This is a genomic window from Paraburkholderia sp. UCT70, from assembly GCF_050434085.1.
GTDB classification, from domain to species: Bacteria; Pseudomonadota; Gammaproteobacteria; order Burkholderiales; family Burkholderiaceae; genus Paraburkholderia; species Paraburkholderia tuberum.
The window spans coordinates 1,369,959-1,385,699 of sequence record NZ_JBNPVZ010000004.1; the positions used below are offsets into that span (position 1 = coordinate 1,369,959).

A 15,741-nucleotide genomic window follows, 5' to 3' on the forward strand; every position below is an offset into this window, starting at 1 on the left:
ATAGGCGAGGACAAAGTTCAATAGAATTCGAATACGGCAATGCTGGTAATAGACGGCGACTATAGCGGGCGGAAAACGAGCGGCGCCCTGCATCACTGTATGCCGATCGATCGTCACCGCGTCGAAGCTTGAGCGCACCTGGCTGTTTTGCGCCAGGCGCAGCCGACTGTGTGATAGGGTTTCGCGTTTCGTCCGCAACAGAGTGGGCACTGCTTTCTTTTCAGGCGAGCGCTTCTGACAGCACCTGAGCGGAGCAGAATGACGCCAACCGGCGTGCGCCCGAGGAGTGTCCCGAACCGTGTCCAAAGCCGTGCCGAAAGCTGCCCCGAACGCTGAGCTCGCCACCGTCCAGCCCGTCGAATCGCTCGTCGTGCCGGAACTGCTCGATGGCCGCGACGGCACCAATCGCGGCGCGGCGGAAAACTCGCAGCTATCGGCGCGCAACGACCTCGACGCCGTGCGCGCCTGGCTGTCCAATTACGCGGACACCAAGACCACCTTCGACAACTACCGCAAGGAAGCGGAGCGGTTACTGCTGTGGGCCGTCGTGCAGCTCGGCAAGCCGCTGTCGTCGCTGACGCACGAGGATCTGCTGCTGTTCAGGGCGTTCATCGCCGATCCGCAGCCGGCCACGCGCTGGGTGTCGGCGAACGGCGGCAAGTACGCGCGCGGCGACGCGCGCTGGCGGCCGTTCAACGGGCCGCTGTCGCCGGCCAGCCAGCGCCAGGCGCTGATCATCCTGAACGCGATGTTCACGTGGCTCGTCAATGCCGGCTATCTGCGCGGCAATCCGATGGCGCTCCTGCGACAACGCGCGAAGCGCTCGGCGCCGCGCGTGACGCGCTATCTGTCGACGTCGCTGTGGGACGAAGTGAAGCTGTTCGTCGAGCAGCTGCCGCAAGATACCGATGCGCAACGCGCCTACTACGCGCGTTGCCGCTGGCTGACCACGCTGTTCTATTTGCAGGGCATGCGCATTTCCGAGGTGGCTGGCGGGCAGATGGGCCAGTTCTTCAGAAGGCTCGGCGCCGATGGTCAGGACCAGTGGTGGCTCGAGACGCTCGGCAAGGGCGACAAGGAGCGGATCGTGCCGGTGTCGGCCGAACTGGTTCAGGAGCTGCGCGGCTACCGCACGCTCAATGGACTCGCCGCCCTGCCGACCCGCGCCGAGGAAACGCCGCTCGTGCTGCCATTCAAGGGCCGCAACCGCTGCCTGTCGCGCTCGGCGATTCACGACGCGATCAAGGGCATCTTCGCGGGCGCGGCCATGTGGCTGCGTGCGCGCGGTCCCGAATTCACCGATCGCGCCGACGAGCTCGAGCGCGCGTCGGCGCACTGGCTGCGGCATACGGCCGGTTCGCATCAGGCGGACGGCGGCGTCGATCTGCGCACGATCCGCGACAACCTCGGCCACGTTTCGCTGAATACGACCAGTCTTTACCTCCACACCGAGGACGACGCGCGGCATACCGAGACCGTTAATCGACACCGGATGAACTGGGACGACGCGAAGTCTAAAGACGGCAATGCGGGCGGCAATTAAGCGCGGATCGGGCGTGTGAAACACGCCGGAATTTTTGCGTTATTTCTTTCTATTTCCGTTGGATCAATTCATCAGGCGATGCGCGCCGGGCATGCGTTTGCGCCTGCGCGCGCCAGCGCGTTTACCCGCTCATTTCCCTGGTCGTCGATTCATATCTCAAGAATGCAAAACGCCGACCGTTAAACGGGCGTCGCTCGACAAATAACTAATACAAACCGGGGAATGAACTTGAAAACCATCACGAACGCGCTGTTGGCGTCGGCTGCGTGCGCTACCTTTCTCGCGGGCTGCGTGACCAGTGGGCAAGGCCGGCTCGTCAGCGCCCCGAACCGGGTCAACGAAGTGACCGTGACCGCGTATCAGCCGTTGCCGACCGATGTGTATGTCGCCAATGTGGTCGATCGCGATGTGGTGATCGTCGGCGGCGATACGTATATCTGGGTCGTCGGCCGGGACGGCGTCCGGCATCGCCAGTTCTATTCTCATGGCGATCATCGCGCCGAGGTTTTCCATCGCCGTGAGGAACTGCATCGCGTGATGGCGAGCCATGACGGTCATCTGCCGGAGCATCCGGGCGGCGGCGAGCATCCGGGCGGCGCGCATCCGCCGCTCGGGCACCCGGGCGGCCCGGCGCCGGCGATGGCCGCGCACGAACAGCCGTCGCGAGCCGACAGGCACGCCGCCGGACCGGTCAGGTCTGCACCCGCGACGGTCCCGCACGGACAACCGCGCCGCGTCGTCATGCACGTCGCCGGGCCGGTCAGGCCCGCGCCCGCACCATCGGCAAAGCGGGTGTCGAAGGATCCGAAGAAGTCGTAACGTCGCTGATAGGCGCGCTGTCAAAGCGCCTTCCTGCATCGCCCGCTTCCCCCAACTCCCCGCCAATCCCACCCCATTGCCCGCTAGAATTGCCGGCTTTGCCCGCGTCGGGCGCGCCGCAAGGCAAAATACGGGTTTTGCGCGCGCCGCACGCGCGGCCGACCCGGTCGCGAAGCGTCCCAAACCGTTTTAGGGCCCGGCGGTTGCATCGTCGCCCCGGGCCGCGCGCCGACCCGCAACATCACAGCCCCGCCCGGCCCGTCAGCTTCGCTGCCCGGCGCACGCGGCGCGGCGAGGACCGCTCGTCCCCAACAGAGCAGATCAGGAGCCTTTATGAGCGATTCGAAACCATCCTTCCTCGGCCGCATTTCGCTGGCCGTCGGCACGTTTTTCAGCATTCTCGGCAATGGCGACTTCGCCGCCGAGGTCCTGCGCTTGCGCAACGGCGAAAAGATCGGCGCGGCCCCGGCAGCCGCCCCCGCCGCCACGGCAACCCCGGCCCGCGCCGCCGCCCCGCAACCGAAGCCGCAACCCGCGCCGGTGCTGAAGGAGGCCTCCCCCGACGCCGCGCTGCAACTGCTCGGCCTGTTGCAACGCGACGCGCGCTTCATCGATTTCGTCGAGGAAGACATCAAGGCCTATAGCGACGCCGACATCGGCGCGGCCGCGCGCCTCGTGCACGAAGGCTGCCGCGCGACGCTGCGCGAGCACTTCACGATCCGCCCGGTGCGCGACGAAGCCGAAGGTAGCCGCGTGACGCTGCCCGCGGGCTTCGACGCGAGCTCGGTCCGTTTGACCGGCAACGTGGTCGGCAGTGCGCCGTTCAACGGCAGCATCAGCCATCGCGGCTGGCGCGTCGAGGATGTGCGTCTGCCGAAGCTGGCGGACGGTCATAACGCAAAAGTCATCGCACCGGCGGAGGTGGAGCTATGAGCGACGCACGCTATTCGATCGGCATCGATCTCGGCACCACGCACTGCGCGTTGTCCTACGTGGACACGCACGCGAGCGACGGCGAGAAAACCACCCAGGACGTGCTGTCGATCGCCCAGCTCACGGGCCCCGGCGCAATCGATAATCTGCCGCTGCTGCCCTCGTTCCTGTACCTGCCGCATCCCGACGAACTGGCCTCCGGCGACCTCTACCTGCCGTGGACCGGCCAGCGCGAATTCGCGGTCGGCGAATTCGCGCGCAGCCGCGGCGCCGGCACGCCGATCCGGCTCGTGTCGAGCGCGAAAAGCTGGCTGTGCCATCCGGGCGTCGACCGGCGCGCGGGCATTCTGCCGAACGACGCGCCGCCCGAAGTCGCGCGTGTGTCGCCGCTGGAAAGCTCGGTGCGCTACCTGACGCACCTGCGCGAGGCGTGGGACCACGCGCATCCGGACGCGCCGTTCGGCGAGCAGGACGTCACCGTGACGATCCCCGCGTCGTTCGACCCCGCGGCGCGCGAGCTGACGGCGGAGGCCGCCGAGGGCGCCGGCTTCACCCGCATGACGCTGCTCGAAGAGCCGCAGGCGGCGCTCTATAGCTGGATCCAGAAGAGCGGCGGGCAGTGGCGCAAGCAGGTCGAGGTCGGCGACATCATCCTCGTCGTCGACGTCGGCGGCGGCACGACCGACCTGTCGCTGATCGCGGTGATCGAGCGCGACGGCAATCTCGAACTGCATCGCGTCGCGGTCGGCGATCACATCCTGCTCGGCGGCGACAACATGGACCTCGCGCTCGCGCACGTGGTCGCGCGCAAGCTCGCCGCGCAGGGTACCCAGGCCGACGCGTGGCAACTGCGCGCGCTCACCTACGCGTGCCGCGCGGCGAAGGAAACGCTGCTCAGCGATCCCGCCACCGACACCGTGCCGCTCGTCGTGCCGAGCCGCGGCTCGAAGCTGATCGGCGGCTCGATCCGCACCGAGCTGACGCGCGCCGAACTGACACAGACGATCCTCGACGGCTTCTTCCCGCAGATCGACAGCGCCGCGCGTCCGGTGAGCCGCGCGCGGGTCGGTCTGACGCAGCTCGGCCTGCCGTATGCGCAGGACGCGGGCATCACGCGGCATCTGGCGGCGTTCCTCGGGCGTCAGGTCGGCGCGCTGGCGGAACTCGAAGGGCTGCGCGAGCATGTCGCGCCCAACGCGACTTTCCTGCATCCGACCGCGGTGCTGTTCAACGGCGGCGTGTTCAAGTCGACGCTGCTCGTCGAACGGATCATGGGCACGCTGAACGGCTGGCTCGCGGCCGAAGGCGCGGCGCCCGCCCGTCTGCTCGAAGGCGCGGACCTCGATCTGGCGGTCGCGCGCGGCGCGGCGTACTACGGCTACGTGCGGCGCGGCCGCGGCGTGCGGATTCGCGGCGGCACCGCGCGCGCGTACTACATCGCGATCGAATCGGCGATGCCGGCCGTGCCCGGGCTCGAGCCGCCGGTGCAGGCGCTGTGCGTCGCGCCGTTCGGCATGGAAGAAGGCACCGACGCCGAGCTCCCCGCGCAGGAGTTCGGGCTGGTCGTCGGCGAGCCCGTGCATTTCCGCTTCTTCGGCTCGTCGGTGCGTCGTCAGGATCAGGTCGGCACGCTGCTCGATTATTGGGGCCCCGAGGAGTTGCAGGAACTCGAGGAAATCCAGGCGACGCTGCCGGCGGCCGGCCGCACCGCCGGCGAAGTCGTGCCGGTGAAGCTGCACGCGCGCGTGACCGAGGCGGGCACGCTCGAACTCGAAGCGATCCCGCGCGGCTCCGACGAGCGCTGGAAAGTCGAATTCGACGTGCGCGGCAACGCGAATGCGTGATTGACATGAAGCGGTACAGCGTCGGCATCGATCTGGGCACCAGCAACACGGTGCTCGCGTACGCGCAAGCCGGATCGCAGCAGATTCGTGTGTTCGAGATCGAGCAACTCGTGAGCCCCGGCGAAGTCGCCGCGCGGCCGCTGTTGCCGTCGGTGCGCTATCAGGCGGCCGACGGCGAACTGAGCGCGGCCGATCTGCAGTTGCCGTGGTCCGGTGCGCGTGCGGCGTCGGGCCACGGCAAGGACGCGACGCAGCCGGTCGTGGTCGGCCGGCTCGCGCGGCTGCTCGGCGCGCAGGTGCCGGGGCGGCTCGTCGCGAGCGCGAAAAGCTGGCTGTCGCACGCGTCGGTCGATCGCGTCGCGCCGATCCTGCCGTGGGGCGCGCCCGACGACGTCCGCAAGATTTCGCCGCTCGACGCGAGCGCGAGCTACCTCGCGCACGTGCGCGCCGCATGGAACCAGCACTTTCCGAAGGCGCCGCTCGAACAGCAGGACGTCGTGCTGACGGTGCCCGCATCGTTCGACGAAGGCGCGCGCGCGTTGACCGTCGAAGCGGCGCGGCTCGCCGGGCTGCCGTCGCTGCGGCTGCTCGAAGAGCCGCAGGCCGCGTTCTACGACTGGCTGTTCCGGCATCGCGACACGCTTGCCGACGAGTTGGCGGACACCCGGCTCGTGCTGATCTGCGACGTCGGCGGCGGCACCACCGATCTGACGCTGATCGAAGTCGGCCTGTCCGACGACGGCGAGCCGCGCCTGACGCGCGTTGGTGTCGGCAATCATCTGATGCTCGGCGGCGACAACATGGACCTCGCGCTCGCGCATCTGGTCGAGGCGCGGCTGTTGGGTGGTGCCGGCGGCGGTGCGCAGGCGCCGCAACGGCTATCGGCGGCGAGCCTGTCGCAGCTGGTCGAGCGATGCCGCGTCGCGAAGGAGCAATTGCTCGGCGCGCAGGCGCCCGAGTCGGCGCCGGTCACCTTGCTCGGCGCGGGTTCGAAGCTGATCGGCGGCGCGCGCACGACGCAGGTCACGCGCGACGAGGTCGAGAAGATCATCGTCGATGGTTTCTTGCCGCGGGTGGCCGCCGATGAGCGTCCGGGCCGGCCGCGCGGCGCAATCGTCGAATTCGGCCTGCCGTACGCGACCGATGCGGCGGTCACGCGGCATATCGCGGCATTTCTCGAACGTTTCGCCGCGCAGTCGCGCAAGGCCCTGGGCGCGGATTCCAGCACGCCGGACGCATCCGGCACAGCCGCCCTGCCCGTTCCCGACACGCTGCTGCTCAACGGCGGCGTGTTCCGCGCCGACGCGCTGTCGCGGCGTCTGGCCGACACGCTCGGCGGGTGGCGCGGCGCGCCGCTCAACGTGCTGCACAACGACAACCCGGACGTCGCGGTCGCACGCGGCGCGGTCGCCTATACGCTCGCGCGCGCGGGCTTCGCGCCGAAAATCGGCGGCGGTTCGCCGCGCAGCTATTTTCTGGTGCTCGACGAAACGCCGGCCGGCAAAGACGACGCCGAGCCGGACGCAGCGCTGGCGCAACGCGGCATCTGTCTGCTGCCGCGCGGCACCGAGGAAGGTCACGAGATTCTGATCGCGGACCGCACGTTCGCGCTGCGGCTCGGGCATCCGGTGCGCTTTCACCTGGTGTCGTCGAGCGCGGACACCGCGTATCAGCCCGGCGAACTGGTCGACCTCGCGGGCGGCGACTTCGTGCGTCTGCCGCCGATCGCGACGATCGTCCAGCCACGCGACGGCCATCGCGCTAGCGAAACCGCCGTGCGCATCGCGACGTCGCTGACCGAGGTCGGCACGCTCGACGTCCATTGCATCGAGCTCGACGAGCCATCGCAACGCTGGCTGCTCGAATTCCAGCTGCGCCACGCCGACGCGCAAGTGGATCTATCCGCCGAGGGCGCACCGCAACGCCACCCGGCGCTCGATCGCGCGATCGAACTGATCGACCGTTGCTTCGGCGCCCGCGCGCAAAACGTCGACCCGAAGGAGATCAAACGACTGCGCGCGCAGCTCGAACATCTGCTCGGCCCGCGCGACAGCTGGAACAGCGCGTTGCTGCGCGAACTGTTCGGCGCGCTGTGGGAGCGCGCGCGCCGCCGCCGCCGCTCGGCCGATCACGAACGGCTGTGGCTGAATCTGGCCGGCTATTGCGTGCGGCCCGGCTTCGGTTATCCGCTCGACGAATGGCGCGTCGAGCAACTGTGGACGCTGTTCGACGATGGCATCCAGTACGTGACCGACAGCCAGGTATGGTCGGAATGGTGGACGCTGTGGCGCCGCGCGGCCGGTGGCCTCGGCGAAGATGCGCAGCTGCGCGTGCTCGACGCGATGGACTATCTGCAGAAGGCCGCGCAATCGCGTCACAAGCTGCCGTTCGATGTCGCGAAGACCGGCTTCGCCGATATGCTGCGCCTGTCCGCATCGCTCGAACGGATTCCGGCCGAACGCAAGATCGAACTCGGCGAGGCGGTGCTCGCTCGCCTGAAAAAACCCGCGGAAAACCATCAAAGCTGGTGGGCGGTCGGACGGATCGGCGCGCGCCAGCCGTTTTACGGCAGCGCGCATAGCGTCGTGCCGCCCGAGGTCGCCGCGCAATGGCTCGATGCGATCCTCGCGCTCGACTGGAAGAAGGTCGACCCCGCCGCCTTCGCGGCCGTCCAGATCGCCCGCATGACCGGCGACCGCTCGCGCGATCTGCCCGACGCGCTGCGCGCGAGCGTCGTGCGACGCCTCGAAGCGGCGAGCGCGCCGCGCGCCTGGGTCACGATGGTCAGCGAAGTCGTCGCGCTCGATAACGCCGACGAAGGTCGCGTGTTCGGCGAATCGCTGCCGGTCGGGTTGAAGCTGATCGGCGGCTAAAGCGTTTTGCGCGGCGCGAAGCTCAGCACCGCTCGTGCGGCGTCCAGATGCACAGCAACGCGCACACAGGCGGATACCTGTGTGCGCGCATTGCTTCAGCACGCGCCGCTCAATTCGGCACGTTCACGGCGCCATTCGTTGCGGTAATCGCATTGACACCCGGGGTCGCCGCGATCGCCGGCAGGTTGGCCGTGGTCAGCGCCGGTGCGGCTCCGGGCACGCCGCCGCGCGGTATCGTGTGGATCACCTGCGACGGCGGCAACGGCGTGCCGTTCTTCAGATGAGCCCACATCAGGTTGAGCGCCTGGAGATTGTAGTAATGCAACGGCACGAAACGCGTATCGAAACCGGCGACGCCGAGGAACGCGTCAAAGTGCTGACCGTTCGTGACTTCGTACAGCGCCAGCTTGCTCGCGCTGCCCTCGACCACCTGGTTCAATCCGAGATACGGCCGCGACGCGTGATTGATCGGCACCAGCGCATCCGCGCGTCCTTGCACGATGATGGTCGGCTTGCCATGCAGATTCGCATTCACGCGAACTGCATCGACGCTGGCATTCAACGAACCGCTTGTCCACCGCGCTCGCAGGCATGCGGCGCCCGCGTAGCTCGCATCGGCGGTCGCGAGCCGATGATCGACCGCGCCGGAGGCGCCCGCGTTGTAGACGAGGTTGATGCCATTGGTCGGCGGCACGCCGTTGCCGTTGCCGAACACCGTCAGCATCGGCGACACCGCCGGCGTCACGCCGGCTGCGCCAGCCGCGCTGGTGGTGCCGAAGCTGAAGTCGCACAGGTTGTCGGCGACACTTGCGCGCGCATACGCATTCGCATAGGTCACGGCGACGGCCCCGGCACCGCCTGCGAGTCCCACATCGGCGCTTGCAGCAGGTCCGAGTCGGTCTGATAGCCGTTCTGATGCAGCAGCGCGAGCGCATTGGTGGCCTGCGTGACCGTATCCGTTCCCGCGATCACGCCGGCCGCCGCGAGCGACGCGCAACGCGCGGTGCGCAGCGCGGTGGTGGTCGCGCTCGGCAGCGCGGTCAGATACGGTGCGCCGGTCGCGGCGGGCGCGAGCGCGGCGCACGGCTGCAGCAGGTTCGCGAGCGTCATGTAATCGGCGAGCGGTTTGCCGAACGCGCCGACCGGCACGCCGCCCTGCGCGACCGATACCTGCGGCGCAAGCCGCAGATTGACCTGCGGCTCGCCGACCACCACCGCCGTGATGAGACCCGACGTGTCCTGCTCGGCCGCCGCGAGCGACGCGCCACCGCCGTTGCTGACCGACGCGGCGATCGTCGTGATGCTGCCGCTCGCATAGCGCACCGTGCGCGTCGAGCCATTCAACGCGCCGTACGAATCGTTGAGCGCCCAATACGCAAACTGGATCGCCTGCAACGTGTTCTTGCCCCAGTCCTGCTCAGGGTTCTGTTGCGAGTGCGCATGCTTGAACGCATAGCGGTTCGGGAACTGCGCGTTGAACGCCGCCAGCGTGCTGCTGCCGAGCTTCGCTGTGAAGAGGCTCGCCGTGCCCGCGGCGGTCGCATCCTGCAACGTGCCGTCGATCAGCGTCACGCGATTCGTCGACAGCTCGTGCGCGCCGTTGCCGCTGCCCTTGTCGGTGTAGGCCACCGCGCAGCCGCGCTTCAGGCCCCACTCGCCGGCCGCCGAAATCGCGCCGTACACGCCGCGCGAACCGGACGACGTCGCGGTGACGATGCACGGTTGGTCCGGATTGAAGCTCGCGGGAATCTGCACGAGCAGGCTAACGTTCTGCGCGCCGCTGCCGTCATCGGCATAGGCGAGGTATTCCTTGCCCGCGATCTTGCCTTCGCCAAGCGTGTCGTTGCCGTTCAGGTCGACGTTGGGCCCCCAGAAGCGTCCATAGCCGCCGTTCGCCGTCATGTCGACGAGCGCCCGATAGTTCGACCAGATCGCGAGACGCCGCAATTCGGCGGCCGTAGGTTGCGCCGCATTCGCGATGGTGGGCGCCTTCGCCGATGCGAGGCCGGTCTTGCCGAGGCCCGCGGTCAGCAGATCGTCACTGTTGCCGTCATAAGATTTCGTCGTCACCGCGCTTTTGATGAAGCCAGGCAGCACGTTGCTCGGCGCCGGCGGTTGCAGCCCGTCGTTGCCGCTGCCACAGCCCGCCAGCACGATTGCGGACGCCATCACGGTCGCGGCGGTACCGAGCCTCCAAGGGTCGCGCATGGCCGCCGGGATTTTTTTCGCTGTTGTCATCGTTTCTGTCTCCGTCATTTATACGACGTTGTATTGGCAACGGTACCCAACTTGTTGCCGACCCCGCTCCATCTGGTTCGTTAGAACGAGATGCTTCGGATACCGATGCATCGCTAGCGTGCATTGACCTCTCTCTGGAGTCAATACACGGTCATACCCATAACGAGCATCAGGATTCGGGCGAAACAGCCGGCCGGCTAGTCGGAATCGGCCATGCGGGTGAACCCGTCGTCGCTCCAGTCTTCGGAGCCGACACCGTGGCGAACGAAGAAAACTCCGTGCGGGTCGTAACGCTGCTTGATCGACAGCAAACGTGCATAGTTGGCCCCCCAATACGCCGCTTGCCAGTCCTTCTGGAAATAGCTGCTCTCGGCGACGTATGCGCCACCGGCCGTTGCGATTTTCCCGAGTTCGTTGATGGCCAATCCGATGAGCTTCGCATCTCGCTGTGCCTTCGAAACATCGGGTTGATGACCTGTCAGTCCGTCGAATGCCGGTGGCCCCTCGCTCGCGACGATCGCCAATGCGAACGACTCCGCCACGACTGGATTGACTGGGGTTTGCAGGCCGGCGGCAATGACATCGGCAGGGGCGCCGGCGAGCCCTTTCTGAAAATGAAGTTCGACAAGCCAGTAACGCGTAGCGCCCATCAGCGCGTCGACGAGTTCGGGTTGGCGCTCGCGCGCCAGCATTGCTGCAGGCAACCACAGCGAGTCGAAGCCGTGGATCACATGACCGGCCTCGGCGAGATTCGACGCCCAGAAGAAATTGGCATCTGGCGCGCCGGGTCGGTCATCGAAGACGACCAGCCCGGGCACGAACCGCGCGAGCGCCGTGCCGTCCCAGCGCAACCGCCCCGGACCGGCGACGATCGAGGGCGCGGCCATCATGGTCAGGTCGTCCTGCAAGCCAATCCAGTCCCAGAACGGCTTCCAGAGCGTTGCAACCTCTTCCTTGCCGAGTCCCTGAAAGCTCATGTCGATGCGCAGGCGCTTGCCGGGCAGCAGCGTAGCGAGTTCACCCCAGTGGCGATTGCATAGGCTGTCGGCGTAAAAAGCGACGAAGCGGCCCAGCAAGCGTTTGTAGGCGACATCCGAGCGGGCCACGACTGCGCAGGATACGAGGCCAAACACGGCCGGCAGTTCGTGCGTGCGCAAAGTCAGGCGGCTGACGACGCCGAAGGTACCGCCACCCCCACCTTTCAAGGCCCAGAAGAGATCCGGTTCTCTTCGGGCGTTGACAACCCTGACCACACCGTCCGCCGTAACGACCTCCGCTTCGAGCAGTGAAGCAGATGCAATGCCGAATTGTTTGGAGTGCGTTCCAAAACCTCCGCCTTGAATCAGTCCCGCGACTCCCACTGTTCCACAACCGCCGCCCTGTACATACCGACCCACGCCTCCGGTAACGGCTTCATAGGTATGCATCCAGATCGCGCCTGCCTCGACGCTTACCGCGGGTCCGGGTGGAATGACCCCGTCACATCCGCTCGGAACGAAAGCATCGTGATTCCTGATTTCGTTCATGGCGCGCGTCCATATCATCAAGGAACCCGGCGCGTTCGAGGTGCCGAGATAGGAATGGCCCCCGCCGCGCACGACGACGCGAAGATTGCGTTCACGCGCGAAGTTGACGGCCGCCGCCACATGTTCGACCCGTCTCGCGGCGACCACGTAGGCACTGGGTTCGGCTTTCCACGCGCCGACCCACTCGCAGGTTTGTGTCAGAACGGGACTGTCGCCGATGAAGTACGGATTTTTGAGTTCACGGAAGAGTGCAAGGCATTCGGCGTTCTCGGGAGATTCACGACAGAGGTCGAGTGGTGACTCCGGTCGGATCAGGTAGCCATCCACCTGCTGTTTCAGTCGCGCCCAGTCCGAAGGCGTGGGCCATCCCGGTTCGCCCGGTCGTACGCGTCGCGGGGTCTGCGCAGCGCGAGCGTCATCGAGCCGAAGCAACGGCCAGATAGAGGCGAACAGCGGGACAGCCGCAAGCCACCTGATCAGATCACGGCGCTTCGCCATGGCGCTCCTCCACGCTGAAACGTGATCGTTTCCATTTCCCAGACGATCGCTCGCGACCGCGGTGGCGGCACGAGCTCACGCCTCGCTCGATGCAAGCGCTCGAGCGTCTCGTGGAAAAAGTTCGACTTCAGCCTCGATCTCCACGGGAATGTTGAAGGGAAGCTCGGCCAGTCCCACCGCGCTGCGAGCGTGAACGCCGCGCTCCTCGCCAAAGACAGCGAGTATCAGTTCCGAAAAGCCGTTGATCACCGCGGGCTGTCGGTTGAACCCGGGTGCCGAGTTGACCATGCCGAACACCCTCGTCCAACAGGCGATGCGCTCCAGACTTCCGAGCTCGCGCTTGAGGCTGCCCAGAATAGCGAGCGCGGTGAGACGAGCCGCCACGAAGGCCTGCTCCTGCGAGACCTGACTGCCCACCTTGCCAAGTGGCTCGGCCAGCGAACCGTCCACGTTGGTCGGCCCATGGCCCGAGATGCAAGCCCTGCGGCCGACTACCCGCACCCATGGGAACGGAAGCGTCAGGCCTGGAGGAAGCCGCAACGGTTCCGGCAAGACGTAGCCAAGTGCGTGCAAGCGATCTTCAACGGTCGACATATTCAGACTCCACGTGAAGGCCCGACGGCGTTTATTCGCGCGCGCCTCGATAATCGCGCCGCGGCGTGGCTGCGGCACGTCGCTGCGGTGACAGCGCTTTCAGATGCCCCGCTTCCCTCACGCTCCGCCCTGCTTGCGCATCTGCCCGATAGCGCGAGCGCGTCCGGCCTCGGCCTCCCGGACGAGCCGGTACGCAACGTAATATTTAAAGACGTTGCGCACGTACGTCGTTGGTTCGATGCCGATTTTCTCGGCGACTACGATTTCGACATTGTTGAACCACTTGTTAGGATCGAGACCGCGCGCCGCCGCTTCCTTGCGCATTCTGGCGATCTTTGCGGGTCCTGCGTTGTAGCTTGCGAATGCGAACAGCGAGCGGTCCCTTTCCGAGAAGTGAGCATCGGGAAAGTAACGGGCCATCAGCACATCGAGATATTTCGCTCCCGCATGTATGTTGGACTTCGCCACCCTGATGTCGCCAACCGCAAGTTCCTTCCCCGTGGCTGGCATCAACTGCATGATCCCGATTGCGCCAACGTGACTGCGGGCGCTCTGGTTCAGCTGGGATTCCTGATAGCCTTGAGCCGCAAGCAAAAGCGGATCGAAGCGGTACTGCGCACCGTATTTTTCGAAAAGACCGACCGTCTGCCCGAACCGCTTCAGCTCCGCTGACTCCGTATTGTTGGAGATCTGCTTGATGCGCTTCATTTCCTGCTGCAGACGGACTTCCGCGACACTCTGCTTCTTCACGTAATTCAGGTAGAAGTCGTTGATCGCGTCCCGCAGTTTGGGGCTCTTGAGGCGCACCGCCCAGCCGATGTAGCCTTCGTCGCGCACCGAAATATCGTTATGCACGACGATTCCAGCCAGTACCGGCGCCCATACCTTTGCCTTCCAGTCGTCCACGACGAGGATCTGGAGCAGCCCGACATTGAGCATCTCCATTGCGTCCTCGTCCTCGAGCGCGTCGGGCAGCGGCACGAGTTTCACCGGAGCTTTGCCTTCCTTGCCAAAACGCGCGTTCAACGCGTTCAGGCTCTCGTAATAGCTGCTGCTGGGCCGCACATGGACCGTCTTACCGCTGAGATCGTCGAGCTTCGCGAGGGCCGGCGACTTCGGCCCGGTCACGACCACTTCGCGTACTGCTGTCCGGTCACGCGGCGCCACGAAGTCGACCTGCTTCAGGCGGACCTCCGTGACCGTCAGATTGCCCGCGGCGATGTCGCCCCGGCCCGCTACCAGCCCCGGGAGCAACTGGTCGCGAGTCATCGGAATGATGACCAGGGTGAGCGGACGCTTGCCGAGCGTCGCCCGGTACTTCTTGTTCACATAACGCTCGAAGTCCCGCATGAGACCGGCGGTCAGCCCACGTTCGTGACCTTGCTCATTCAGATAGAGCGTTCGACTGTAGGGAACCAGCACGCGGATCAGACGCCGGTCGAGCATGGCGTCGAAATCGCCCGTGAACGGTTGATTGCCGAGATCGATCCGGCGCGCTGCGGGAGCCGACGCCGCGGCGGTTGGGGATGCCGGGAGGGCCGACGAGGCGGCCGGCTGCGCGGCGACACTTTGGGCGGCGACGCACGCCGCGGGGCCGACGATCATGCCTGAGCAGAACGCCGCGATGTACAGCAACGTTTGAATGATGCGCATCGTAAAACACCCTGCTGTCGCACCCGGCGACTGCGTCGACGTTCACTACGCGCATTCATATTGCCACGATGGCAACGGCTGAAAATGGGACGATGGTCCTATAAGCAATCCGCCATGACTGAAGATAGAGCCGTACCGACGCAATCGCCAACGCCCGCTACGCCATCGTCACGCGATTTCGTCCTTTATGCTTCGAGCGATACAACGCACGGTCAGCGCTCGCGAAACCGTCGCGATGCGCGGGGCGCGACAGGTCGCTGATACGCGTGAGCGACGCGCCAATGCTGACCGTCACCACCCCAAGCGGCGACGCGCGATGCTCGATCGCGAGGTCCGCCACGCGCTGGCGCAGCGTTTCGAGCGTGTCTTCGAGCATCGATGGTTGCGCTTCGAGCACCAGCATTCCGAACTCCTCGCCGCCCATGCGCCCGACCACGATGCGCTCGCTGTCGGCGGCGGCCTGCATCACGGAGGCAACCAGACTCAGACAGTGATCGCCGGCCTGATGACCGTAGGTGTCGTTGTACTGCTTGAACCAGTCGACGTCGACGACCACCGAGCCCATCACGTCGCCGTCGCGCGCCTCCTTCCAGCGGCGCGCGATGGTTTCGAGCAGAAAGCGCCGGTTGTACAACTGGGTGAGCGGATCGATCGCGGTGGCCGTGCGCATCTTCAGATCGTTTTCGATCATCGCGCGCAGGTGGTAAAACACGCCGCGCCGGCCCGCGTCGAGCCGGCCCGGCGCCGGGTCCATCGCGCACAGCGCGCCGACGATCTCGCCGTTCGGCGCGCGCAACGCGATCGCCGCGTAAAAGCGCACGAACGGATGACGCTTGACGAGCATGCATTCGCCGAAGCGGCTGTCGTTGTGCGCATCCTCGATCACGAACAGGTCGGCATCGCGCACCGCGTAGTCGGCGAGCGAGCGCGCACGCGTGACGAGCGGCATCGCCATGCCGACCTCGGCGCGATAGTGCTGATACTCCTCGTCGAGCAGCACGATCGCGGTAATTGCCGCGCCGGTCACGCTCTTCAGAATCTCCGCCGCATGCGTGAAGCACTCGCGCATCACCTGGTCGTCGTGCAACAGCCACTCGATGACCGAAGACTCGACCTCGGGTTCGCCGGCGGCGGTCGAGTCGACTGGCATCCGGCTGGCGAGGCGGTCGTTACTGTAAGCGAGTTGCACGGAAGGGTTCCAGAATGGGCTTAGCTTATGT

General features: G+C 66.3%; 10 protein-coding genes and 1 pseudogene. 6 read left to right on the forward strand and 5 right to left on the reverse strand.

Annotated elements, in window-relative coordinates; genetic code table 11:
- The first annotated feature begins 298 nt into the window (after positions 1-298).
- From OKW41_RS31905 to OKW41_RS31930, 6 genes are all read left to right on the forward strand, one after another.
- Positions 299-1,543 (forward strand): tyrosine-type recombinase/integrase, encoded by a 1,245-nt coding sequence (locus OKW41_RS31905; RefSeq protein ID WP_429575109.1) that lies wholly within the window; start codon positions 299-301, stop codon positions 1,541-1,543.
- A 15-nt stretch (positions 1,544-1,558) separates the two neighbouring features.
- Positions 1,559-1,726 (forward strand): hypothetical protein, encoded by a 168-nt coding sequence (locus tag OKW41_RS31910; protein ID WP_429575110.1) that lies wholly within the window; start codon positions 1,559-1,561, stop codon positions 1,724-1,726.
- Positions 1,727-1,765: 39 nt separating this feature from the next.
- Entirely contained in the window at positions 1,766-2,362 is a 597-nt protein-coding gene (locus OKW41_RS31915; protein ID WP_429575111.1) for a hypothetical protein, read from the forward strand.
- A gap of 333 nt (positions 2,363-2,695) precedes the next feature.
- Positions 2,696-3,295, forward strand: a complete 600-nt coding sequence (locus OKW41_RS31920) for a DUF2760 domain-containing protein (protein WP_429575112.1) — start codon at positions 2,696-2,698, stop codon at positions 3,293-3,295.
- Positions 3,292-5,139, forward strand: coding sequence for an Hsp70 family protein (locus tag OKW41_RS31925; RefSeq protein ID WP_429575113.1), 1,848 nt, complete (start codon positions 3,292-3,294; stop codon positions 5,137-5,139). Before OKW41_RS31920 ends, OKW41_RS31925 begins: the two co-directional genes overlap by 4 nt.
- Positions 5,140-5,144: 5 nt before the next feature.
- Positions 5,145-8,012 carry an Hsp70 family protein gene (locus OKW41_RS31930; protein ID WP_429575114.1) on the forward strand — a complete coding sequence of 956 codons (2,868 nt, stop codon included), beginning with the start codon at positions 5,145-5,147 and terminating at the stop codon, positions 8,010-8,012.
- A gap of 109 nt (positions 8,013-8,121) precedes the next feature.
- On the opposite strand, the pseudogene OKW41_RS31935 reads toward OKW41_RS31930, so the two are convergent.
- From OKW41_RS31935 to OKW41_RS31955, 5 genes and pseudogenes are all read right to left on the reverse strand, one after another.
- Positions 8,122-10,268, reverse strand: a pseudogene (locus tag OKW41_RS31935) (D-(-)-3-hydroxybutyrate oligomer hydrolase).
- Positions 10,269-10,447: 179 nt separating this feature from the next.
- On the reverse strand, positions 10,448-12,274 hold the full coding sequence (locus tag OKW41_RS31940; protein ID WP_429575115.1) for an FAD-dependent oxidoreductase: 1,827 nt from the start codon (positions 12,272-12,274) through the stop codon (positions 10,448-10,450).
- Positions 12,275-12,349: 75 nt separating this feature from the next.
- On the reverse strand, positions 12,350-12,868 hold the full coding sequence (locus tag OKW41_RS31945) for a RidA family protein (protein WP_429575116.1): 519 nt from the start codon (positions 12,866-12,868) through the stop codon (positions 12,350-12,352).
- Between the two features lie 117 nt (positions 12,869-12,985).
- On the reverse strand, positions 12,986-14,521 hold the full coding sequence (locus tag OKW41_RS31950; protein ID WP_429575117.1) for a transglycosylase SLT domain-containing protein: 1,536 nt from the start codon (positions 14,519-14,521) through the stop codon (positions 12,986-12,988).
- A gap of 157 nt (positions 14,522-14,678) precedes the next feature.
- Positions 14,679-15,710 (reverse strand): diguanylate cyclase, encoded by a 1,032-nt coding sequence (locus OKW41_RS31955; protein ID WP_429450056.1) that lies wholly within the window; start codon positions 15,708-15,710, stop codon positions 14,679-14,681.
- Between the last annotated feature and the right edge of the window lie 31 nt (positions 15,711-15,741).